The organism is Halopseudomonas pertucinogena (assembly GCF_014646575.1).
In the GTDB taxonomy this organism is placed as follows: Bacteria; Pseudomonadota; Gammaproteobacteria; order Pseudomonadales; family Pseudomonadaceae; genus Halopseudomonas; species Halopseudomonas pertucinogena.
The window spans coordinates 1-23538 of record NZ_BMNN01000003.1 but is presented as its reverse complement, the minus strand read 5'-3'; the positions used below and the strand labels follow the sequence as shown (position 1 = coordinate 23538).

Here is a 23538-nt window from a genome sequence, read left to right as displayed (position 1 = left end):
CAGGCCGATCAAAAAACCCCGGTACGGTTTCCCGTCCGGGGTTTTTTTGTGGGCGCTGAGTCTGTTCAGCCGCTCAGACGTTCACCCAGTTTCTGACCCATGCGCACCAGACTGCCGGCGCCAAGCTGTTCGTCCCACCGGGCATGGCCCGGCCCGAACAGGACGATGGCAGTGGAGCCCAGCTTGAAACGGCCCATTTCCGCGCCGCGCTCCAGATGCGGTGCGCTGGCGCCGTACACCTCGCTGCGTACCTGCCGGGAGGGCGGTGCCACCAGCCCGGCCCAGACCGTCTCGATCGAAGCGACGATCATCGCACCGACCAGCACCACCGCCATCGGGCCGGCTTCGGTATCAAACAGGCACACCACCCGCTCGTTGCGGGCAAACAGCTCCGGCACATTCTCCGCGGTGGTCTGGTTCACCGAGAACAGTTTGCCGGGTACATGGATCATCTCGCGCAGCGTGCCGGCCAGGGGCATGTGTACCCGGTGATAGTCGCTGGGGGACAGGTAGACCGTGGCAAACTGGCCGCCCTGAAACTGGCTGGCGTGGGCCGGGTTGCCACCCAGCAACTCGAGTACGCTGAAACTCTGGCCCTTGGCCTGGAAGATGCGACCGTGCTCGATGGCGCCCAGCTGGCTGATGGCGCCGTCGGCGGGGCAGAGGATGCTGCGCTCGCCCGGGTCCAGCGGGCGGGCATCGGGCAGCAGCGCACGGGTGAAGAAATCATTGAAACAGGCATAGGCAGTGGGGTCCTGCTCGATGGCCTGGCTCATGTCGACCTGATAGCGCTTGACGAACCAGGTGATGAACGGGTTCTTCACCCAATCCCAGGTGCAGTTGGCCAGGCCGCCGGCCAGGCGTGACAGCAGGTGCTGGGGCAGGAGATATTGGGAAGCGATGAATAGACGATCTTGCATGCGTTGTCAGCCTTGAGTTTCAACAGGGGTGGCGGGGTGGTTGCCCCACTCGGACCAGGAGCCGGCGTAGGCTTTTACCCGGGGGTAGCCGAGAATCTTCGCCGCCAGATAGGTGAAGCCGGAGCGGTGATGGGACTGGCAGTGGGTGACGACCTCCCGGTCGGGCGTAATGCCCAGTGCCGCCAGCTTGCTGGCCAGGTCCTTGCGCAGGCGCAGGCCGCGTTCGGGGTCCATGCCGGCGGTCCACTCGAGGTTGACCGCCCCGGGTATGTGGCCGCCCTTGGCAGCAAATACCCGCTCACCGCGGTATTCCCCGGGCGAGCGGGCATCCCAGATGACCCGGTCGGGGTTGTGAAGATCCGCCAGCAGAGTATCCAGATCGATGGTCACGCTGCTGTCGATGCTCAGTGATGGCTGGGTCGGTTCGACGTGATTGCTCTGCTGTTCCAGCGGCAGTCCTTCACCATGCCAGGCGACCAGCCCCCCGTTGAGATAGCTGTAACGCTCATGGCCGATGCTGTCCAGCAGCCAGATGAAGCGCCCGGCCCAGCCGCCACCCTCATCGTCGTAGACGATGTAGTGCAGCTGGTCATGATGACCGAGGCTGCCAAGGATGTGTTGCAGGTGCTGCAGATCGGGCAACAGCCCCGGTCGCGGCGCGGGGGAGGCGATGCTGCCCGGCGGCAGGTGCACCGCGCCGGGAATGTGTGCCGCAGCGTATTGCTCGGAACGGCTGAGGTCGACCAGGCGAAAACGCGCCGGGTCCAGCTGCGACGGGAGCGCAGATGGCTCCAGCAACAGCGGCAGGGAGGTGTCTGTCATTGTCTGTTCCAATTATTCTCGTGCCGGCGACCGGATTGTCCGACCGCTGACGCTATAATCTCGGCTCAAAATTTTCCGCGGTTGGCCGATAGCAGGGTCTGTGAGACTTCATGCGTGGGTCGGCGTTGTTATCCGATGCAGACTATAACGCGAAAGCGGGTCAGTTGCTGTTCAGGGATTGTCGGTTCTTATGTTGAAAATTGTGGGTTATGTCGTCGTCATCGCCAGCGTGCTGGGCGGTTTCATCATGTCAGGTGGTGCGGTCGCTGCCCTGTGGCATCCCTTCGAGATCATCATCATCGGCGGTGCGGCGCTGGGAGCCTTTCTCGTGGCCAACAATCTGGCGGTGGTGAAGAAGGTGTTTGCCAAGATTCCGCAGCTCATTTTCGGCCATCGCTTCAACAAACCCTTCTACCTCGACGTGCTGGGATTGCTCTATGAAATCCTCAACAAGAGTCGCCGCGAAGGGATGATGGCCATCGAGGCGGATATCGAAGAGCCCCAGGAAAGTCCGATCTTCACCAAGTACCCCGCCATTCTCAAGGATGAGCACATGACCGCATTCATCTGCGACTATCTGCGGATCATGTCCACCGGCACCATGGCCCCCCACGAGCTGGAGGCATTGTTCGACGTCGAGATATCCACCCTGACCGAAGAGCTCAGCGGTCCGTCCCACGCGCTCAACCGGGTGGCGGACGCGCTGCCGGGCTTCGGTATCGTGGCCGCGGTGCTGGGCATCGTCATCACCATGAGCATCCTCGGCGAGGCAGACAATGCAATGATCGGCGAGAAGGTCGGTACCGCGCTGGTGGGAACCTTCCTCGGTATCCTGGCCGCCTACGGCTTCGTCGGGCCGTTCGCCGCTGCCATGCAGCACGATGCCGAAGAGGAGGCCAACACCTACGAGGCGATCAAGATGTGCCTGGTGGCCAGTGCCCAGGGGCTGCCGCCGGCGCTTGCGGTCGAGTTCGGCCGCAAGGCACTGTTCACTGCGGCCCGCCCGAGCTTTGCCGAGCTGGAAGCCTCGGTGAAGGGGCGCTGAGGTGAGCAGCGACCAGCCGATAATCGTCAAACGGGTCAGCCGCCGGGCCGGCGCCCATCATGGCGGCTCGTGGAAGATTGCCTTTGCCGACTTCGCCATTGCCATGATGGCGTTTTTCCTGGTCATGTGGCTGGTCACGGTGGCTACGCCCGAGCAGCTGAAGATGGTCTCGGCGTACTTCAAGGATCCGATCAATTTCGACGGCGGCAGCCCGCATCCCATCGATCTCGGCGGCTCGCCGACCCCGGCGCCGCAACGCACCCTGAACGAGGAAAACCTGATCGAAATCGAGCCCCTGGATGCCGATCAGCCAATGGATATGGCGTCGCCAGTTGAAGAGCAGCAGCGGCCAGACGTGATCGAGCTGCGCGAGCTTGATCTGCTGCTGCAGGAGCTGCAGAACAAGATCGATACCGAGCCGGTACTGCAACGCTTCCGCGAACAGATTCTGATGGAGTTCACCATGGAAGGGCTGCGCATCCAGATAGTCGATGCGGAGAACCGGCCGATGTTTGCCAGTGGCAGTCCCGATCTGCAGCCCTATTTCGAGGATATTCTGCTGGCGCTGAGCGATACCATTGCCAAGAGCCCGAAGAAGATCAGCATCAGCGGCCATACCGATGCCATGCCCTATGTTGGCAGGCGCGATTACGGCAACTGGGAGCTGTCAACCCAGCGTGCCAACGCCGCTCGCCGCACACTGGAGGCGGCAGGCTATCCTCCGCAGCAGGTGGCGCGGGTGGTGGGCTACGCAGATTCGGCGCTGTTCGATGAGGCGAATCCGCTGAACCCGATCAACCGCCGGATCGATATCGTGGTCATGAACCGACGTGCCGAACAGGCACTCCAGCGCGATACCGGTGCCCGGACGGTAGCCGATGAAGTGAAGCCGCAGGCCGCGGAGGAGGTGCCCCGGGAGCCGCCGGAAATGCAGCCTGAGGCAGCGCCGGTTGAGCAGCCACAGCCGCGGAACCTGTTCGATGCAGAGGGCGCCCTGCGTCAGCTGAACACGCCCTGAAACCTTCAGTTGTCCTGCAGGCTCGCCAGGATGTGTCGGTAGCTGTTCATCCGGCCTGGGGAGATGGCACCGCTGGCCACGGCAGCCAGCAGTGCGCAGCCGGGCTCGTGCAGGTGCTGGCAATCGCGGAAGCGACAATGGCCGAGGAAGGGGCGGAATTCGATGAAGCCATCCAGCAGGTCCTCATGGCTGATGTGCATCAGGCCGAATTCGCGGATACCGGGTGAGTCGATCAGATCGCCGCCCTCCGGGAAGTGAAACAGCCGGGCAGTAGTGGTGGTGTGGGTGCCCTTGCCGGTCATTTCCGACAGGGCGCCGACGCGCAGATCCGCGTCCGGCAGCAGGGCGTTGATGAGGGAGGACTTGCCGACTCCGGACTGGCCGACAAAGACGTTCACATGATCCCTGAGTTCCCGGCGCAGCGTGTCGAGCCCATCACCGGCGGTGGCTGACAGGCACAGGGTGCGGTAGCCCAGCGCGGCATAGTCATCCAGCCAGGTGCGAATTTCAGCATGTTCCGGCAACTCGAGCAGGTCGGCCTTGTTCAGTACCAGCAGCGGTTCGAGCTGCGCCTGTTCCGCCGCGACGAGATAACGATCGATCAGATTGCGGTGGGGCTGGGGCAGGGCGGCAAACACGATCACCAGGCGGTCGACGTTGGCCGCCACGGGTTTGAGCTGGCCCCGATGGTCCGGCCGGAACAGCTCGGTGCGGCGGGGCTGCAGGGCGACGATCACACCGCTCTGCTGATTGTCCGCACGCCAGACCACCCGGTCGCCGGTGACCAGCGCCGGCAGGTTGGCACGGCGGTGGCAGCGGCGGACCTGGCCACGTTCGGCACCGTCCAGCGCTTCCACATCGACCTGAACGCCGAAGTGGGCAATCACCAGCCCCTGCTGCTCGCTGCCGAGATCGCCGCCGAGCAGGGTTTCTTCCGCCCGTTCGGCACGTCGCTCGGCACGGGCACTGCGCTCGTCCTGAATCTTCTGGATGCGCCAGCTCTGGCGTCGGGTGAGGTTTCGCTTGGACATGTTCACGCCTTGGGAGATTGCGCCGAAGTTTAGCACGCACAGCGTATACTGATGCCATTACCCTTCACCCTGCAGGAGTCTTCATGAAGCACCCCGACAATCTGATCTGGATCGACCTTGAGATGACCGGTCTGGACCCCGACAAGGACGTCATCATCGAGATCGCCACCATTGTGACCGACTCCCAGCTCAACGTGCTGGCGGAAGGGCCGGCGATTGCGGTGAAGCAGCCCGATGCGCTGCTGGATGGCATGGATGAGTGGAATACCCGCCAGCACAATCAGTCGGGGCTGGTGCAACGGGTCAAGGACAGCGTCATCAGCCCGCAGGAAGCCGAACAGATGACGCTGGAGTTCGTTGCCAGATGGGTGCCGGCCGGGCGCTCGCCGATGTGCGGCAACAGCATCTGCCAGGATCGCCGCTTCCTCTATCGCGGCATGCCGAACCTGGAACAGTTCTTCCATTACCGCAACCTGGACGTATCGACCCTCAAGGAACTCGCAGCCCGCTGGGCACCGGCGGTGCGTGACGGCTTCCAGAAGGAGAGCAGCCACCTGGCAATGGATGATATCCGCGATTCGATTGCCGAGCTGCGGCATTATCGCGAGCATTTCATCAGGTTCTGAAAGCGAGGGACGCCGCCGTGTGTCGGACTAATCCTGGGATTCGGGCGCCCCGGCACGCGGTTGGGTTGCGGTAAAGCTGGTCCGACTCCCTGGACTGTAGGAGCCCCGACCTCGGGGCGATCGGGCTGCGCAGCAGCCCCCGGGTTCAGCTCGTCGCCGAACCTGCACTCACCCCGTGCCGCTGCAATGCCCACTCCACATGCTCACGCACCAGCTCAGACGGATGCTCGAGCCGGCTGCGCAGCGCCTCGATCACCGGAATACTGGTCTGCGCGTTGCCCAGCCCCACTGCCAGATTGCGTAGCCAGCGCTCATGGCCAATGCGTCTGATCGGCGAGCCTTCGGTATTCTTCAGAAACTCCTCTTCCTCCCAGCGGAACAGGGTGACCAGATCTGCCTGATCCAGCTTGTGCCGAGGGCTGAAGTCAGGCTCGCCGGTGTGTCTGGCGAACTTGTTCCACGGGCATACCAGCTGGCAGTCGTCGCAGCCGAATACCCGGTTGCCCATGGGGGCGCGCAACTCCTCGGGAATGGCGCCCTTGAGCTCGATGGTCAGGTAGGAGATGCAGCGCCGCGCATCCAGGACATGGGGGCCGACAAAGGCATCGGTGGGGCAGCGGCTCAGGCAGGCGCTGCAACTGCCGCAGTGGTTGCTGGTGAAGGGTTCGTCCACCGGCAGCGGCAGGTCGGTGTACAACTCGCCGAGAAAGAAATAGCTGCCGGCCTTCGGGTTGATCAGCATGCAGTTCTTGCCGATCCAGCCGAGCCCGGCGCGGCTGGCAAATGCGCGCTCCAGCACCGGGGCACTGTCAACGAAGGCGCGGTAGCCGAACGGGCCGATCAGCTCCCGGATCTGCTCCGCCAGGTGCTGCAATCGCCGGCGGATCATCTTGTGATAATCCCGGCCAAGCGCGTAGCGGGAAATATAGGCCATGTTGCGCTCGCTCAGGCGCCGGGCCATCTGAGTATCGGTCGGCAGATAGTCCATCCGTACCGAGATCACCCGGCGGGTACCGGGCACCAGCTCGGCCGGCCGGCTGCGCTTGGTACCATGACTGGCCATCCATTCCATTTCGCCGTGGAAGCCGGCGTCGAGCCAGTCCTGCAGGTGTTGCTCGTGGGCGCCCGCGTTCGCATCGCTTATGCCCAGCTGCTGAAAACCCAGCTCGGCGGCGATCGACCGGATGCGGTCGGCCAGGGCGGCGTAGTCGGGCGAGGAGTGGGACATCGATTGGGGTACCTGCTGGGTCAGGCGTATAATTGTGCCAGACCTCCGGAGGATTGACACACCCATGCGTCCAGAACTGCCGACCCGCCTGTACAGCGCTGCCGCCACCCGCGAACTGGATGCGCGGATCATCGCTGCGGGTACGCCCGGTATTGAACTGATGCAGCGGGCAGCCGGCGCGCTGTGGCGCGAACTGCGCCGGCGCTGGCCGAACGCAGGCCGGCTGACCGTGCTCTGCGGTTCCGGCAACAATGCCGGAGATGGCTACCTGATAGCGATACTGGCCCGGCGTGCCGGCTGGGAGGTCAGTGCGCTGGCGGTCGCCCCGCCGGAGCGATTGCGCGGCGATGCCGCGCTGGCCTGGCAGCAGGCGGTGGCGGCCGGGGTCAACATCCAGCTCTGGTCCGGTAGCCTGCCGCAGACCGGGGTGCTGGTGGATGCCCTGCTCGGAACAGGGCTGCACAGCGAAGTGCGCGAGCCGTATGTTCAGGCCATTGCCGGCATCAATGCCAGCGCACTGCCGGTGGTGGCGGTGGATCTGCCGAGCGGGCTGAACGCCGATAGCGGCGCTGTTGAAGGCGTGGCGGTCGCGGCCGATCTGACCGTGACCTTCATCGCACTGAAGCCGGGGCTGTTTACCGCGCAGGGTCCGGATCTGGTCGGCGAGCTCTGCTTCGCACCGCTGGCGGAGCTGCCGGAGCATGATATCGTGCCTGCCCTGGAGCGGCTGACGCTGGACGCCTGCAAGTTGCTGTTGCCCGAGCGGCCGAAGGCGGCGCACAAGGGCATGTTCGGCCATCTGCTGCTGATCGGCGGCAACCACGGCATGGGCGGTGCCATCATGCTGGCGGCGGAGACAGCCCTGCGCAGCGGTGCGGGCAAGGTCAGCGTGGCCACCCGCAGCGAACACATCGCGCCGCTGCTGGCACGCTGCCCGGAAGTGATGGCGCATGGGGTGGATGATCCGGCACAATTGGCGCCCCTGCTCGATCAGGCCACTGCGCTGGTGATCGGGCCCGGTCTCGGCCAGAACGCCTGGGCGCAGCAGCTGCTGACACTCGCTCTGGAGCGGGCATTGCCGCGGATTCTGGATGCCGATGCGCTGAACCTCGTCGCCGCGCAGCCGACAACCCTTGGCAGCCAGACGGTGATAACACCGCACCCTGCCGAAGCCGGCCGGTTGCTGGGCTGGCCTACCAGGCAGGTGCAGGGTGACCGCCTGTTCGCTGTCCGCCGGCTGGCGGAACGCCTGTGCTGCGTGGTTGTCCTCAAGGGAGTGGGTTCGCTGGTCGCCGATGCCGATACTGCCAACCTTCCGGGTCTCTGCATTTTCGGCAACCCGGGGATGGCCAGTGCGGGTATGGGGGACGTGCTCTCCGGGCTGGTGGGTGCGCTGCTGGCCCAGAGGATGAATGCCATCGATGCCGCCCGTCTGGGAGTGCTGCTGCATGCCCTGGCCGGCGACCGTGCCGCCGAACATCATGGCCCGCTGGGCATGCTGGCCGGTGATCTGACAGAACACATACGTTATTACCTGAATCTGCGGGATTGATGATGACCCTTGAAGTGCATGTGCAAGGTGACCAGGCCATGGAGCGCCTGGGCGCGGATATTGGTGACGCGTTGGGCTGGCGCGGCAGTATCTGGCTGAGCGGCGACCTGGGCGCCGGCAAGACGACGCTGAGCCGCGGACTCATTCGCGCTGCCGGACATGCGGGCGCGGTGAAGAGCCCGACCTTCACTCTGGTCGAGCCCTACGAGCTGGCCGGCGGCGAGATATACCACTTCGACCTGTATCGCCTGGCAGACCCGGAGGAGCTGGAGTTTCTCGGCATTCGCGACTACTTTTCCGACAGCAGTCTGTGTCTTGTAGAATGGCCCGAAAAGGGGCGCGGGGTGCTGCCGGAGCCGGACCTGAGCATTCGGATCACGGTTGACGGAGATGGCAGGACGCTGCAGATTGAAGGGCATGGACAGCGCGGTCAGGTGGCGAGCCAACGGCTGCACAGCACAAGAGGCAAGACGACGCCGTGACGAAAATCAGAACAATGATGAAGTATGCCGCTGCGTTGCTGGCTGGTGCCAGCATGCTGCTGAGCGGCGTGGTACAGGCGGCCGAGATCAACAACGTCCGCCTCTGGCGGGCCCCTGACAATACCCGGCTGGTCTTCGACCTCACGGGGCCGGCGGACCACACGCTGTTCACCCTGGCAAGCCCGGAACGCATCGTCATCGATATCTCTGGCGCCACCTTTTCTGCATCCACAGGCGGGCTGGCGCTGGACAACACGCCGGTGACCGGACTGCGTTCCGCCCCCCGGGACGGCTCCGACCTGCGGGTGGTGCTGGACCTGTCCCGCGAGGTGACCCCTAAAAGCTTCTCGCTGCCGCCGAACCAGCAGTATGGCCATCGTCTGGTGATCGATCTCTATGACCAGGCGCCGACATCCGCACTGCCGGCCCATGCCGAGCCGAGCGCCACGCCACTGCCGCAGACGCCCACCCGCTCGGTAGCCGAGGCGGGGCAGCGGGACGTGATCATCGCGCTGGACGCGGGCCACGGTGGCGAGGACCCCGGCGCCATCGGCCACAACAAGGCGCTGGAGAAGGATGTGGTGCTGGCCATTGCCCGCGAGCTGAAGAAGCTGATCGATGCGGAGCCGGGCTTCAAGGCGGTGCTGGTGCGTACCGGCGACTACTTTATCCCCCTGCGCAAGCGCACCGAGATTGCCCGCAAGCACAACGCCGACCTGTTCGTCTCGATCCATGCCGACGCCTTTACCCGGTCAAGCGCCTTCGGTGCCTCGGTGTATGCGTTGTCCGACCGGGGCGCCACCTCGGAAACTGCCCGGCTGCTGGCCGACCGGGAAAACCGCTCCGACCTGATCGGCGGTGTCGGCGGGGTGAGCCTGGACAACAAGGACCAGATCCTGGCCAGTGTGCTGCTCGACCTGTCCATGACGGCCACGTTGTCGGCGAGTCTGGACGTCGGCCAGCAGGTACTCAGCTCGATCGGCAATATCACACCGCTGCACAAGCGCCGGGTGGAGCAGGCCGGGTTCATGGTGCTCAAGTCGCCGGATATCCCGTCGATTCTGGTCGAGACCGGATTCATCTCCAACCCGGGCGAGTCGCGCAAGCTGGTCACTCGCAGCCATCAGCAGGCGCTGGCCAGGGCGATGCTCACCGGCATCCGTGGCTATTTCCACCGCAACCCGCCGCCGGGCACCCAGCTGGCCGCGCTCAAGAGCAGCGGCAAGCTGGCCCAGGGCGCCCGCGAGCATACCGTGCAGCGGGGTGATACCCTATCGATGATCGCGACGCGCTACGAGGTGAGCCTCGCGAGCCTGCGCCAGGCCAACAGCCTGCGCAACGATCAGATCCGAGTCGGCCAGGTACTCAAGGTACCGGCCGCCAGCATGTTGGTGAAAAATGACCCCTGATGCGGTCATGGGGTGAAGATGTCCCGAATACAGTTATTGAGCCCGCGCCTGGCCAACCAGATCGCCGCGGGCGAAGTGGTGGAGCGTCCCGCTTCGGTAATAAAGGAACTTTTGGAAAACAGTCTTGACGCCGGGGCCACGCGAATCGATATCGATGTGGAGGAGGGCGGCGTCAAGCTGCTGCGGGTACGCGACAACGGGCGGGGGATCATCGAGAGCGATCTGCCGCTGGCGCTGTCGCGCCACGCCACCAGCAAGATCATCGACCTGGACGACCTGGAACGGGTAGCCACCCTGGGCTTTCGCGGCGAGGCGCTGGCCTCGGTCAGCTCGGTATCCCGCCTGGTGCTGACGTCCTGCGCCGAGGGCGCCGACCAGGCATGGCAGGTCGAGACCGAGGGCCGCGACATGAACCCGCGGGTGCAGCCGGCGGCGCACCCCCAGGGCACCACTGTGGAAGTGCGTGACCTGTTCTTCAACACGCCGGCCAGGCGCAAGTTCCTGCGTACCGAGCGTACCGAATTCAGCCATCTGGAAGAGGTGGTCAAACGCCTCGCATTGTCGCGCTTCGATGTGGCCTTCCATCTCCGCCACAATGGCCGGTCAGTGCTGAGTCTGCGTCCTGCCCACACCGAACAGGAAGCCCAGCGCCGGGTGGCGAGCATCTGCGGGCCCGCCTTCATCGAGCAGTCGGTCACCATCGACCAGGAGCGGGGCGGCCTGCGCCTGTGGGGCTGGGTCGGCCTGCCGACCTTTTCCCGCAGTCAGGCGGACCTGCAGTACTTCTGCGTCAACGGCCGGATGATCCGCGACAAGCTGGTGGCCCATGCGGTGCGTCAGGCCTACCGCGATGTGCTGTTCAACGGGCGCCACCCGACATTTGTGTTGTTCCTCGAGCTGGATCCTGCGGTGGTCGATGTCAACGTGCACCCGACCAAGCATGAGGTGCGTTTCCGTGACGGGCGCATGGTGCATGACTTCCTGTTCAGTACCCTCTATCGCGCCCTCGCCGAACAGCGTCCCGACGGGCAGGGCCCGGCAGCTGCGGAGCTGAAGGGCGGTGAGGTGCTGGATTACAGCGCGGGCAGGACCAGCGGCGGTGGCCTGGAGGCGGGCATCTTTTCCGGCCAGACCCACATGCCACTGCAGGAGCCGGCCGCGGGAGCGGCCGGCTGGGCTGCGCCGGCGCTGACGCGCCCGTCCCCGACGCTGCTGGCCGAAGCGGCGCAGGGTTATGCCGGCCTTTACGGCGGCGAGTCGGCATCGCCATCGCTGCCCACCGAGAGCGAGGCGGGCGAAGTGCCACCGCTGGGCTATGCGATCGCCCAGCTGCACGGCATCTATATTCTGGCGGAGAATGCCGAGGGCCTGGTGGTGGTGGACATGCACGCCGCCCATGAACGCATCACCTATGAACGACTCAAGCAGGCGATGGCCCTGGAAGGCCTGCGCAGCCAGCCCCTGCTGGTGCCGGAGACGCTGGCTGTCAGCCAGCGTCAGGCGGACTGCGCCGAGGAGCACGCCGAATGGTTCGCCCGGCTGGGGTTCGCGCTCCAGCGCATGGGGCCCGAGACCCTGGCCATTCGCGAGATTCCCGCCCTGCTGCGCCAGGCCGACGCCGCCCAGCTGGTGCAGGACGTGCTGGCGGATCTGATGGAATACGGCACCAGCGACCGCATCGAAGCCCATCGCAACGAGTTGTTGGCCACCATGGCCTGCCACGGCTCGGTGCGTGCCAACCGCAGGCTGACACTGGCCGAGATGAATGCGCTGCTGCGTGACATGGAACAGACCGAGCGCAGTGGGCAGTGCAACCACGGCCGGCCGACCTGGACCCGGATGAGCCTGCCGGAACTGGACAAGCTGTTCCTGCGGGGGCGTTGATGGCGCATCCAGCTTCACCGGCGGTGATCTGCCTGATGGGCCCCACCGCCGCCGGCAAGACCGATCTTGCGCTGCACCTGGCAGACCACCTGCCCTGCGAATTGATCAGTGTCGACTCGGCACTGGTCTACCGGGGCATGGATATCGGTACCGCCAAGCCGGACGCCGAGACGCTGCGTCGTTACCCGCACCACCTGGTGGATATCCTCGATCCTGCCGAGGCCTATTCCGCCGCGCGTTTCCGTGTTGACGCGCGCCGACTGATCGACGACATCCTGCAGCGCGGGCGCATTCCGCTGCTGGTCGGCGGCACCATGCTCTATTACAAGGCGCTGCTGGATGGGCTGGCTCAGATGCCCCCGGCCGACCCTGCCGTGCGTGCCAGGATCGAGGCCCTGGCCCGGGAGCAGGGCTGGCCGGCCGTGCACGCCGAGCTGGCGAAGGTTGATCCGGTGGCCGCCGGGCGCATTCACCCCACTGACCCGCAACGCCTCCAGCGTGCCTGGGAAGTGTTTCTGGTCAGCGGTGTGACACTGACCGAATGGCACCGCCGCCAGGCGCTGGAAAATGCCGAAAGCAGCGCGACTGCGGCGGGTAATTTGGCCTATACTACGCACTATGTGGCTGTGGCTCCCCGGGAGCGGCATGTCCTCCATGAACGCATTGCCCTGCGCTTCAGTCAGATGATCGAGCAGGGGTTCATTGCGGAGGTGGAAGCGTTGTATGCGCGGGGGGATCTGGATGTATCGATGCCATCGGTTCGTGCCGTCGGATACCGGCAGGCGTGGGATCATCTCGAGGGGAAGCTCTCACGTGATGAGATGATCGAGCGGGGGGTAATTGCCACCCGGCAGTTGGCGAAGCGTCAGTTCACCTGGTTGCGCGGCTGGCGCGAGGAAATTGCATGGTTCGACAGTCTCGACCCGAAAAGGGCCGACAGGCTCTTGAAACACATCGAATCGATCGCCATATAGCTTTTCAGTTCTGTTGTCGGCAGGTCTCGGCAGCCATCCGGGTCATGATGGTCCGAGCTGCTGGGCTGGCCGGATTTTTTTATTTCAATTCAAGCGGTTTCCATAATGGTTCCCATAAGGAGTGAGGCAATGTCAAAAGGGCATTCACTACAAGACCCTTACCTGAACGTTCTGCGCAAGGAACGTGTTCCGGTATCCATCTACCTGGTCAACGGTATCAAGTTGCAGGGTCAGATCGAGTCGTTCGATCAGTTCGTCATTCTGCTGAAGAATACCGTCAGCCAGATGGTCTACAAGCATGCCATCTCCACAGTCGTGCCCGGCCGTCCGGTGCGTCTGCCGGTACCGGGTGCCGGTGAAGAAGCCGAGGCCGACAACTCTTGATGACACAGGAGGCCTGATTGTTCTTTGAACGCCATGAGGGGGGTGAACGCGCCATTCTCGTTCACCTGGAAAGCCAGAACGAGCAGAGTCGGGAAGACCCTCATGAGTTCCTTGAACTGGTGCGTTCGGCTGGGGCCGAGGTGGTCGATTTTCTCACCATCAGCCGTTATCAACCCAGCCCGCGGTTCCTGATCGGTACCGGCAAGGTAGAGGAGTTGCGTGCGCTGGTAAGGGCCGGGGAAGGGGATCTGGTGATCTTCAACCACGTTCTGACCCCCAGTCAGGAGCGCAACCTGGAACGCGAACTCGAGTGCCGGGTCATCGATCGTACCGGCCTCATCCTCGATATCTTCGCCCAGCGCGCACGTACCCATGAAGGCAAACTGCAGGTCGAGCTGGCTCAGCTCGACCATCTGAGCACCCGTCTGGTGCGCGGCTGGACTCACCTTGAACGCCAGAAGGGCGGTATCGGTCTGCGTGGTCCCGGGGAAACCCAGCTGGAAACCGACCGCCGTCTGCTGCGCGTGCGCATCCGTCAGATCACCCGGCGGCTGGAGAAGGTGCGCAGCCAGCGTGATCAGGCCCGCCGGGCCCGGCGACGGGCGGAAGTACCCGTTGTGTCCCTGGTCGGTTATACCAACGCCGGCAAGTCCACCCTGTTCAACCGGCTGACCGAGGCCTCGGTATACGCGGCCGACCAGCTGTTCGCCACGCTGGACCCGACCCTGCGCCGGCTCGAGCTGGCGGATATCGGTCCGGTGGTGCTGGCCGACACCGTGGGTTTCATCCGCCATCTGCCGCACAAGCTGGTGGAGGCGTTCCGCGCCACGCTGGAGGAATCGAGTCAGGCCGATCTGCTGCTGCACGTCATCGATTCGGCTGATGACGAACGCATGTCGAACATCGAGCAGGTGCACCTGGTACTGGACGAGATCGGCGCCCGGGAACTGCCGACCCTGGAGGTGTACAACAAGATCGACCTGCTGGAGAACTTCGAACCGCAGATCCAGCGGGACGAGAACGGCGTGGCAGTGCGGGTCTGGCTGTCGGCCCAGCAGGGGCTGGGGATGGATCTGCTGCTGCAGGCCATCATCGAGCGTCTGGGTGAGGACATCATTCAGGAGCGTGTGGTGCTCGAGCATGCCGAGGCCCGCCTGCGTGCGCAGTTCTATGCCGCCGGCGCGGTTACCGGCGAGCGCACCGGTGAGGATGGTCGCCAGCAACTGGATCTGCGCCTGCCCCGGGCGGACTTCAACCGCCTGCTCAAGCGCGAGGGCTGGCAGCCGGAAACCTTCCTTGAACAACACACTTTGCAATAATGGATGCCGGTTGCGGTTCGCGAACCGGCCGGTGTTTGCTGTAGCATTGCGCAGATGACTGTGTCGGCAGACGGTGTCGACCGAAGCGGTTTCACAGTTTTGGACAACGGAGAACGCTATGGCGTGGAATGAGCCTGGTGGCGGTAACAATTCGAACAACCAGGACCCCTGGGGGAGCGGTGGCAACCGTGGCGGCGGCGACAACCGCGGCGGCAAGCAGGGGCCACCGGATCTGGACGAGGCTCTGCGCAAGCTGCAGGACAGCCTGAACGGCATATTCGGCAACAAGAAGCGTGCCGGTGGTGGCGGTGGCGGCCGTCAGATCGGCGGCGGCCAGGGCATACCCAAGGGCGTCTGGATCATCGGCGTACTGCTGCTGTTCGTGATCTGGCTGTTCAATGCCATCTACATGGTGGATGAGCAGGAGCAGGCCGTGATTCTGCGACTGGGTGAGTACAACCGTACCGTCGAGTCGGGTCTGCATGTCTACTTCCCGCCGTTTGAGAAGAAATTCCAGCGCAACGTCACCGCGGTCCGTTCTTACCGCCAACAGGGGCAGATGCTGACCGAAGACGAGAACATCGTTGAGGTGCCACTGGCGGTCCAGTACCGGATCTCCAACCTGCAGGACTTCGTGCTCAAGGTCGAGGATCCCGAAACCAGTCTGCGGCACGCGACCGAGAGTGCGCTGCGTCACGTGGTCGGCTCGACGCCGATGCACGATGTGCTGACCGAGGGGCGGGAGCAGATGGGCGTGGCCACCACCGAGCGCCTGCAGCGTTATCTGGACAACTACCAGACCGGCATCACCGTGGTGCAGGTGAACATCGAGAGCGCCCAGGCACCGGCTGAAGTGCAGGATGCGTTTGACGACGTGATCCGTGCCCGGGAAGACGAGGTGCGCGAGCGCAACCAGGCCGAGTCCTATGCCAACAGCGTGATCCCGGAAGCCCGTGGTCAGGCCCAGCGTCTGCTGGAAGAGGCCAACGGTTACCGCCAGGCCATCGTCGCCCGCGCCGAGGGTGAGGCGGAACGCTTCAACCTGCTGGTCAGCGAGTACCGCCAGGCGCCGGAAGTGATGCGCGAGCGGATGTTCATCGAGACCGTCCAGGAAGTGCTGAGCAACACCAGCAAGATCGTTGTGTCGGGTGAGGGCAGCAACAACCTGTTGTACCTGCCGATCGACAAGCTGATGCAGCAGGGCGGCAGCAGCTCGTCCTCATCCGGCAGCAATGTCACATCCAGTACCGGCGCTGAAGCCAATACGCGCCTGCCAGTTCAATTGCAGCAGCAGCGCGATCTGCGTTCGAGGGAGACCCGCTGATGAGTAACAAGTCGATCTTTGGACTGATCATTGCCCTGGTGGTGCTGGTTGTCGGCTGGAACAGCTTCTTCATCGTGTCCCAGACCGAGCGCGGCCTGGTGCTGCAGTTCGGTAAGGTGGTGCGTGATGATGTGCCGCCGGGCCTGCACTTCAAGCTGCCCTTCGTCCAGGAAGCCAAGCTGTTCGACGGCCGGCTGCTGACCCTGGATACCTCCACCCAGCGCTACCTGACGCTGGAGAAGAAGGCGCTGATGGTGGACTCCTTCGCCAAATGGCGCATCGCCAATGTGCAGCGTTACTACACTGCCACTTCCGGCATGCGCTCGATTGCCGAGGAGCGTCTGTCCCGCCAGCTTGAGTCGGGCCTGCGCAACGAAGTGGCGCGCCGTACGCTGCACGAAGTGGTTGCCGGGGAGCGTGACCAGCTGATGGCTGACATCACCGCTGACCTGAACGACAGCGCCCGCCGCGAGCTGGGCATTGAAGTCATCGACGTCCGGGTCAAGGCGATCGACCTGCCGCGAGAGGTGAACCGCAGCGTGTTCGAGCGCATGAGCTCCGAGCGTGAACGCGAAGCCCGAGAGCATCGCGCCAAGGGTCGCGAGCTGGCTGAAGGTATCCGCGCGGATGCGGATCGTCAGCAGCGGGTTATCCTGGCGGAAGCCTTCCGTGAGGCGGAGGAGATCCGCGGTCAGGGTGATGCCCAGGCTGCGGCCATCTATGCCGAAGCCTACAACAAGGATCCGGAGTTCTACTCGTTCTACCGGAGCCTGCAGGCCTACCGCGAGAGCTTCGACAGCAAGTCGGACGTGCTGGTGCTGGACCCGCAGAGCGACTTCTTCCGCTTCTTCCAGGGCTCCCGGCAGCCCTGATCGGAAAGCGACCACACCCGCGGGTGTGGTCGCCTGAAATCATGCTACAATCGCGCAGCCGGGGCATCCCGGCTTTTTTGTGACCGGCCTGCTGTACATGCTGATGGGTGCCGCCTGTCTGTACCTGATCCGCTAACGAATTTAAGGTTTTGAAGATGCCTACTGTTGATCGCTGGCTGTTGCCTGACGGGATCGAAGAAGTGCTGCCTGAAGAGGCGGCCCGAACCGAGGCAGCACGCCGGCAACTGCTGGATCTGTTTTCCCGGTGGGGTTATGACCTGGTCATTACCCCCCACATCGAGTACCTCGAATCCCTCCTGACCGGTTCCGGTCATGACCTTGATCTGCAGACCTTCAAGATGACCGACCGGATGTCGGGACGCATGCTCGGTCTGCGTGCCGATATCACGCCCCAGGTTGCACGCATCGACGCTCACACCCTGGGTGCGGAAGGGCCGAGCCGCTTGTGCTACTGCGGCAGCGTGCTGCATACCCTGCCGCGCCCGCTGTCCACCGCGCGCAGCCTGATTCAGCTGGGCGCCGAGCTGTACGGGGATGCGTCCAGTGCCAGCGATATCGAAGTCATTTCACTGATGCTGGAGACCCTTGCTGCCAGCCGCGTGACCGGTGTGCATCTGGATCTGGGCCATGTCGGCATCTACCGTGGCCTGGTGCAGGCCGCGGAGCTGGATGAGACGGCCGAGCGTGCGTTGTTCGGTGCGTTGCAGCGCAAGGCCGGTGACGAGGTCCGCGAGATCACGGCGCAGATAGAGCAGCCTGAGCTGGCCGCGATGCTCAGCGGTCTGGTCGACCTGGCCGGGGATATCGACGTGCTGGAGCGTGCCCATGAACTGTTCAAGGGTGCCCCCGAGCATATCCTGACCGCGCTGGATGAGCTGGTGGAGATCGCCCGGGTGATCTCCACCCGTTATCCGTCGGTGCCGCTGTATTTCGATCTCGCCGAGTTGCGTGGCTACTACTACCATACCGGAGTGACCTTCGCGGCGTTCATCCCCGGCACCGGTCAGAGCATCGCCCAGGGCGGCCGCTACGATGATATCGGGCGGGACTTCGGTCGCGCTCGCCCGGCGACAGGCTTCTCCACCGACCTGCGCCTGCTGGTTGCATGGGGAGATATCGAAGCGGACAGCCGCAACCATGGCATCTGGGCGCCGCACAGTGACCAGCCCGGCCTGCAGACCAGGGTCGCCGAGCTGCGCGCCGCCGGTGAGCGGGTGATAATGGCGCTTCCCGGGCAACTGGACAGCGACGCTGCAGCGCTGGGCTGCGATCGCATCCTGCGCCATGAAAACAACGGCTGGCAGGTTGGCGAGCTGGAATTCTGATTTTCCGGCCCGCCGGGTCGGTTCATATTGATGAGGCAAGAGCTGAACATGGGTAAGAATGTTGTCATCCTGGGCACCCAGTGGGGTGATGAGGGCAAGGGCAAGATCGTCGATCTGCTGACCGATCAGGTCGCCGCCGTCGTGCGTTACCAGGGCGGGCACAACGCCGGCCACACGCTGGTGATCGACGGCGAGAAGACCGTGCTGCACCTGATCCCCTCGGGCATCCTGCGCGACAACGTCATGTGCTACATCGGCAATGGCGTGGTGCTGTCCCCGGAAGCCCTGATCAAGGAAGTGACCGGCCTGGAAGCCAGAGGCGTACCCGTGCGCGAGCGGCTGCGCATCAGCACCGCCTGCCCGCTGATCCTGCCTTACCACGTAGCGCTGGACCAGGCCCGGGAAAACGCCCGCGGTGAAGCCAAGATCGGCACCACCGGCCGCGGCATCGGCCCGGCCTATGAAGACAAGGTGTCCCGTCGCGGCCTTCGCGTCAGCGACCTGTTCCACCGCGAGCGTTTCGCCGCCAAGCTGGGCGAGGTGCTGGATTACCACAACTTCGTGCTGAAGAACTACTACAAGGTCGAGCCGATCGACTTCCAGAAGACCCTGGAAGATGCGCTCGAATTCGCCGAGTGGCTGAAACCGCTGGTGTGCGACGTAACCGCGAAGCTGCACGAGCTGCGCCGCAGCGGAGCCAACATCATGTTCGAGGGGGCACAGGGCACCCTGCTGGACATCGACCACGGCACCTATCCCTACGTGACCAGCTCCAACACCACCGCCGGCGGCACATCCACCGGCTCCGGTGTCGGCCCGCTGTACCTGGATTACGTGCTGGGCATCACCAAGGCCTACACCACCCGTGTCGGCTCCGGTCCGTTCCCGACCGAGCTGTTCGACGACATCGGCGAGCGTCTGGCCACCCGTGGTCACGAGTTCGGCTCCACTACCGGTCGTGCCCGCCGCTGTGGCTGGTTTGATGCGGTGATCCTGCGCCGCGCCATAGAGATCAACAGCATCAGCGGTCTGTGCCTGACCAAGCTGGACGTGCTCGACGGTCTGGACTCGATCAAGATCTGCGTGGGCTATCGTGACGCCGACGGTCAGATGATCGAGGCACCCAGCGATGCCGACAGCTACACCGACCTGGAACTGGTGTACGAGGAGATGCCGGGCTGGACCGAGTCCACCCTGGGCGTGCAGAAGCTCGAGGATCTGCCAGCCAACGCCCGGGCGTACATCGCCCGCATCGAGGAGCTGGTGGGCGCGCCGATCGATCTGATCTCCACCGGTCCGGATCGCAACGAGACCATCATCCAGCGGCAGATCTTCTGAGCTGATGTGATATGAAAAAGCGCCCCGCGGGGCGCTTTTTTGTGCTCAGAACGGCCAGAACAGGGGTATGAAGATCACCCCCAGCACCCAGAAGATCAGGTTCAGCGGCAGGCCTACCTTGATGAAATCGGTGAAGCGATAGCCGCCCGCGGTGTAGACCATGGTGTTGGTCTGATAGCCCACCGGTGTGGCGAAACTGGTCGACGCGGCAAAGGTCACGGCGATCAGGAAAGGGGTAGGGTCGACGTCGAGCATGTTCGCCGTGGTCATGCCGATGGGTGTCAGCAGTACCGCCGCTGCGGCATTGCTCATGAACTCGGTCAGCAGCAGGGCCATGAGATAAAGCACGGCCAGCACCACCAGCGGGCCGAACCCGCTCACCAGGCCGATGGTATTGGCTGCGATGAACTCCGCAGCGCCGCTCTGGCTCATGGCGACCCCCAGCGGCAGCAGGCCGGCAAGCAGGATGATGATGCGCCAGTCGATGGCGTCGTAGACCTCATCCGCTTCCAGGCAGCCGGCCAGCGTCATGGCCACGGCGCCGATGAGAGCGGTGATCGAGATGGGCGCCAGGCCAATGGCCGAGGTGGCAATCACCAGCACCATGGTCGCCAGCGCAAAGGGGGCGCGCCAGCCCATGGGCCTGTCCTGATCGCGCTGACTCAGGACGATCACGTTGTTGTCCTTGCGCAGGGACGCCATCTCGCTCTCCGGCGTGAGCAACAGCAGCACATCGCCCACGTTCAGGCGGACATCCTTCAGCTGCTTGCGCAGCACCTCACCGCGCCGATGCACGGCAAGCACGGTAGCGCTGTGCTGCCAGCGCCGGTCGAGCATGGCCAGGCTGCTGCCGATCAGACGCGAGCGGGGCGCTATCATCACCTCGGTCAGCACCTGCTGCGTGCCTTCTTCCAGGGTTCGCTGCTTGAGCTGAAACTCCGGGTTGATCTCCAGCCCGGTCTGGTTTTTCAGCTCGTCCAGCTTGGACCAGTCGCCCCGGGCAATGAGGATGTCGCCCTCCTCGAGGACCTGCGAGCGGGGCGACCAGACCTTTTCCTCCCCCCGCAGCAGTTCGAGGACGTAGACGCCATATTCCTCTCCCAGCTTGGCTTCGCCGACCGAGGTGCCGATCAGCGACGAATCGGCCATGACCCGCAGCTCGGTGATGTACTTGCCCAGCTCGTAGTGCTCGACCAGTTCGGTGGCCCGCGTATCCGGCAGCAACCAGCGCCCGAAGGTGAGTAGATAGAAGCAGCCGGCGAAGAAGCAGATCACCCCCAGCGGAGTGAACTCGAACATGCTGAAGCCCGGATGCCCCAGATCCCTGGCCATGGCATTGACCAGCAGGTTGGTGGAAGTGCCCACCAGCGTGCAGACACCGGCCATCTGCGAGACATAGGAAAGGGGAATCAGCGCCTTGGATGCCGACATGCCGATGCTGGCGGTGGCGGTCATCACGATCGGCATGAAAACAGCGACCACGGCGGTATTGTTGACGAAGGGCGCCACCACGGCCAGCACGCCGAACAGGATCAACAGGAACAGGAACGGCGATCTGGCATTGCCCAGCAATCGGCCGATACCCGACAGCGCGCCGCTGTTCTGCAATCCGGCCGCCAGAATGAACATGGCGGCCACCGTTACCGTCGCCTGGTTGCTGAAACCGCTCAGGGCCTGGCCGGGGGATACCAGCCCCAGGATAGCCAGGCCGGAAAGCACCAGTAGCGCCACTGCATCAATACGAAGTTTTTCCGTGGCAAACAGCAGGATGGCGACGCCTGCAATGCCGAGCACCAGCGCAATTTCTATTGTCATCAACGACTTCCCTGACCCGGGGTGTTTTTATCCGAAGCGATTGCACAATAACGCGATTGTCGGGCTTTGATCCAGCGAAGCGGCAGAAGTTGCCAAAGGGCAGTGCGCAGCTTGTTGCACACGTCGGCTGTGGATAAGTCTGTGGTTATCCTCTGCCAGAGCAGGCGGGACGGCGCCTGCAGGAAACCTGCGCAGCTTCTGGTCAGGTGTGCGCAACAAGTTGCGCACTTTAATGCCAAGTCGTTCACAAGCTGGCCGGTGCGAAAAGAATACGGAGCGGTAGAAATTCGTAACGTATTGAATTTAACCATTTATTTTTAAGTGGCATGGGGCTTGCTCTTGTTCAGGCTCACACAGGGAGCCACCAACCGGTTCCTTCAAACCCCGTGGCAAGGAGAGCAAGATGCCAACACCAGCGTACATGACCATCGAAGGCACCAAACAGGGCCTCATCACCGCCGGCACCTTCACCGAGGATTCGGTCGGCAACATCTTCCAGGAAGGTCATGAAGACCAGATCCTGGTTCAGGCTTTCGATCATCAGGTCATCATTCCCCGCGACCCGCAGTCCGGTCAGCCTACCGGCCAGCGCGTACATAAGCCGCTGATGATCACCAAGGTCTTCGACAAGTCCTCCCCCCTGCTGTTTAACGCCCTGACCTCCGGCGAGCGTCTGAACAAGTGCCGTCTGGAATGGTATCGCACCTCCGCCACCGGCACCCAGGAGCACTACTTCACCATCGAACTGGAAGACGCCATCATCGTCGACGTGCAGTCGCGCATGCCCAACTGCCAGGATCCGTCGCTGTCGCACTTCACCCACCTGGAAGATGTGTATTTCACCTACCGCAAGATCATCTGGACCCACGAAGTGTCCGGAACTTCCGGTTCTGACGACTGGCGCACACCGATCTCCGCGTGATTCTGTGACAATCGTCCACCACTGGCCGGGTAACCGGCCGGTGGTTTTCACGTTATCGCGAGAAGAGGACAGCGGATGTTCGCCCCCGCCAACGCAGCACACTTCACCCTGACCCTGCCGGGCATCGACCACGACTTCAAGGTCCTGGGCTTCCGCGCCCGCGAGGCGATCAGCCAGTGCTACCGTATCGAACTGCAACTGGTCAGCGACCAGCCCGATCTGGACCTGGAAGCCCTGCTGCAGCACAACGCCTGGCTGGATCTCGGTAACGGCACCGGCCTGCACGGGCTGATCCACCACGCCGCCATCGGCGAATCCGGCAAACGCATGACCCGCTACCGGCTGGAGCTGGTACCGCACCTGCACTATTTGTCCCTGCGCCACAACCAGCGCATCTTCCAGCACCTGTCGGTACCGCAGATCATCAGCCGGGTACTCGACGACCACGGCATCCAGAGCGACGCCTTCCAGTTCCAGCTGGGCAGCGAGTATCCCGAACGGGACTACTGCACCCAGTACGACGAGAGTGACCTGCACTTCATCCAGCGCCTGTGTGAAGAAGAGGGCATCCACTACCACTTCCGCCACAGCCAGGACGGCCACTTGCTGGTGTTCGGCGACGACCAGACCGTATTCCCGCGCCTCGCCCCGGTCAGCTTCGACCAGGGCAACGGCATGGTCGCTGACGAGCCGGTGATCAAGCGCTTCGGCGTAAGACTGGAAACCCGCACCAGCCGCGTCACCCGCCGTGACTACGACCACAACAAAGCCCGCCTGCAGCTGGAAAGCCAGGCTCGGGCCGAACAGCTGCCCGACCTGGAAGACTACGACTACCCCGGGCGCTTCACCGACCGCACCCGCGGCAAGCAACTGGCCCAACGCAGCCTCGAACGCCACCGCAGCGACTACCACCAGGCCACCGCCCACAGCGACCAGCCGACCCTGCGCAGCGGCCACTTCCTCGAACTGCAAGGCCACCCAAGAACCAGCTGGAACGACCTCTGGCTGATCACCGAGCTCCACCACGAAGGCAAACAGCCGCAGGTTCTAGAGGAATCTGTCACCGATCTATCAGGACCACTCTGGTTTTCTCCCTCTCCCCTCGTGGGAGAGGGCTGGGGAGTGTGCAAACCGGCAACATAGGTAACAGATCAGACCGGCAACATGGGTTACACAAGTTACGGTATGGGCAAGGAGGACCAGCCCATGCCCTGGCAAGAGACTTGT

The 23538-nt window shown here is 63.7% G+C and carries 20 protein-coding genes and 1 pseudogene; 16 read left to right on the top strand and 5 right to left on the bottom strand.

The genetic code is table 11. The annotated features are described in order from the left end of the window. Window positions 1-65: 65 nt before the first annotated feature. Both asd and IEW63_RS07985 read right to left on the bottom strand, forming a co-directional pair. Entirely contained in the window at window positions 66-920 is an 855-nt protein-coding gene (asd, locus tag IEW63_RS07990; protein ID WP_188636102.1) for an archaetidylserine decarboxylase, read from the bottom strand. Window positions 921-926: 6 nt separating this feature from the next. After that, window positions 927-1742 carry a rhodanese-like domain-containing protein gene (locus IEW63_RS07985; RefSeq protein ID WP_188636101.1) on the bottom strand — a complete coding sequence of 272 codons (816 nt, stop codon included), beginning with the start codon at window positions 1740-1742 and terminating at the stop codon, window positions 927-929. A 190-nt stretch (window positions 1743-1932) separates the two neighbouring features. Here IEW63_RS07985 and motA point away from each other — a divergent pair, with 190 nt between their 5' ends. Together motA and motB are read left to right on the top strand one after the other, a co-directional pair. Further along, a complete protein-coding gene (motA, locus tag IEW63_RS07980) occupies window positions 1933-2787 on the top strand; it encodes a flagellar motor stator protein MotA (protein ID WP_188636100.1) in 855 nt (284 codons plus the stop codon). Window position 2788: 1 nt separating this feature from the next. Beyond that, on the top strand, window positions 2789-3805 hold the full coding sequence (gene motB, locus IEW63_RS07975; protein ID WP_188636099.1) for a flagellar motor protein MotB: 1017 nt from the start codon (window positions 2789-2791) through the stop codon (window positions 3803-3805). Between the two features lie 5 nt (window positions 3806-3810). Here the strand turns inward: motB and rsgA are convergent, their stop codons facing one another. After that, window positions 3811-4836, bottom strand: a complete 1026-nt coding sequence (rsgA, locus tag IEW63_RS07970; RefSeq protein ID WP_188636098.1) for a small ribosomal subunit biogenesis GTPase RsgA — start codon at window positions 4834-4836, stop codon at window positions 3811-3813. Window positions 4837-4919: 83 nt separating this feature from the next. Here rsgA and orn point away from each other — a divergent pair, with 83 nt between their 5' ends. Next, the gene (gene orn / locus IEW63_RS07965) at window positions 4920-5462 is read left to right on the top strand and encodes an oligoribonuclease (RefSeq protein WP_188636097.1); all 543 of its coding nucleotides are present in this window, start codon (window positions 4920-4922) and stop codon (window positions 5460-5462) included. A 145-nt stretch (window positions 5463-5607) separates the two neighbouring features. Here orn and queG read toward each other — a convergent pair whose 3' ends face one another. Further along, a complete protein-coding gene (queG, locus tag IEW63_RS07960; RefSeq protein ID WP_188636096.1) occupies window positions 5608-6690 on the bottom strand; it encodes a tRNA epoxyqueuosine(34) reductase QueG in 1083 nt (360 codons plus the stop codon). Between the two features lie 64 nt (window positions 6691-6754). Here queG and IEW63_RS07955 point away from each other — a divergent pair, with 64 nt between their 5' ends. The 11 genes from IEW63_RS07955 to IEW63_RS07905 all read left to right on the top strand — a co-directional run bounded on the left by IEW63_RS07955 (window position 6755) and on the right by IEW63_RS07905 (window position 19574). Next, the gene (locus tag IEW63_RS07955) at window positions 6755-8242 is read left to right on the top strand and encodes an NAD(P)H-hydrate dehydratase (RefSeq protein ID WP_188636095.1); all 1488 of its coding nucleotides are present in this window, start codon (window positions 6755-6757) and stop codon (window positions 8240-8242) included. Beyond that, the gene (gene tsaE / locus IEW63_RS07950) at window positions 8242-8724 is read left to right on the top strand and encodes a tRNA (adenosine(37)-N6)-threonylcarbamoyltransferase complex ATPase subunit type 1 TsaE (protein WP_188636094.1); all 483 of its coding nucleotides are present in this window, start codon (window positions 8242-8244) and stop codon (window positions 8722-8724) included. Before IEW63_RS07955 ends, tsaE begins: the two co-directional genes overlap by 1 nt. A 14-nt stretch (window positions 8725-8738) precedes the next feature. Further along, window positions 8739-10133: an N-acetylmuramoyl-L-alanine amidase gene (locus IEW63_RS07945; protein WP_188636359.1), complete on the top strand. Its 1395-nt coding sequence runs from the start codon at window positions 8739-8741 to the stop codon at window positions 10131-10133. Window positions 10134-10151: 18 nt separating this feature from the next. Next, window positions 10152-12017 (top strand): DNA mismatch repair endonuclease MutL, encoded by a 1866-nt coding sequence (gene mutL, locus IEW63_RS07940; RefSeq protein ID WP_188636093.1) that lies wholly within the window; start codon window positions 10152-10154, stop codon window positions 12015-12017. Beyond that, window positions 12017-12991, top strand: a complete 975-nt coding sequence (gene miaA / locus IEW63_RS07935; protein WP_188636092.1) for a tRNA (adenosine(37)-N6)-dimethylallyltransferase MiaA — start codon at window positions 12017-12019, stop codon at window positions 12989-12991. Before mutL ends, miaA begins: the two co-directional genes overlap by 1 nt. Before the next feature lie 129 nt (window positions 12992-13120). Then, a complete protein-coding gene (gene hfq / locus IEW63_RS07930) occupies window positions 13121-13375 on the top strand; it encodes an RNA chaperone Hfq (protein WP_188636091.1) in 255 nt (84 codons plus the stop codon). 17 nt (window positions 13376-13392) lie between these two features. Then, window positions 13393-14694: a ribosome rescue GTPase HflX gene (gene hflX / locus IEW63_RS07925; protein WP_188636090.1), complete on the top strand. Its 1302-nt coding sequence runs from the start codon at window positions 13393-13395 to the stop codon at window positions 14692-14694. Window positions 14695-14812: 118 nt separating this feature from the next. Further along, window positions 14813-16018, top strand: coding sequence for an FtsH protease activity modulator HflK (hflK, locus tag IEW63_RS07920; RefSeq protein ID WP_188636089.1), 1206 nt, complete (start codon window positions 14813-14815; stop codon window positions 16016-16018). Next, window positions 16018-16890, top strand: coding sequence for a protease modulator HflC (gene hflC / locus IEW63_RS07915; RefSeq protein ID WP_188636088.1), 873 nt, complete (start codon window positions 16018-16020; stop codon window positions 16888-16890). Before hflK ends, hflC begins: the two co-directional genes overlap by 1 nt. Before the next feature lie 155 nt (window positions 16891-17045). Continuing rightward, complete coding sequence (locus IEW63_RS07910; RefSeq protein WP_188636087.1) at window positions 17046-18236, top strand: ATP phosphoribosyltransferase regulatory subunit; 1191 nt, start codon at window positions 17046-17048, stop codon at window positions 18234-18236. A gap of 48 nt (window positions 18237-18284) precedes the next feature. Next, the gene (locus IEW63_RS07905) at window positions 18285-19574 is read left to right on the top strand and encodes an adenylosuccinate synthase (RefSeq protein WP_188636086.1); all 1290 of its coding nucleotides are present in this window, start codon (window positions 18285-18287) and stop codon (window positions 19572-19574) included. Between the two features lie 45 nt (window positions 19575-19619). Here IEW63_RS07905 and IEW63_RS07900 read toward each other — a convergent pair whose 3' ends face one another. Continuing rightward, window positions 19620-21389, bottom strand: a complete 1770-nt coding sequence (locus tag IEW63_RS07900) for an SLC13 family permease (RefSeq protein ID WP_188636085.1) — start codon at window positions 21387-21389, stop codon at window positions 19620-19622. Between the two features lie 403 nt (window positions 21390-21792). Between IEW63_RS07900 and IEW63_RS07895 the strand changes: the two genes are divergently transcribed. Beyond that, entirely contained in the window at window positions 21793-22311 is a 519-nt protein-coding gene (locus tag IEW63_RS07895) for an Hcp family type VI secretion system effector (protein WP_090539346.1), read from the top strand. Between the two features lie 75 nt (window positions 22312-22386). Further along, window positions 22387-23433: pseudogene (gene tssI / locus IEW63_RS07890) on the top strand (type VI secretion system tip protein TssI/VgrG); the annotation flags it as partial. Window positions 23434-23538: the final 105 nt, after the last annotated feature.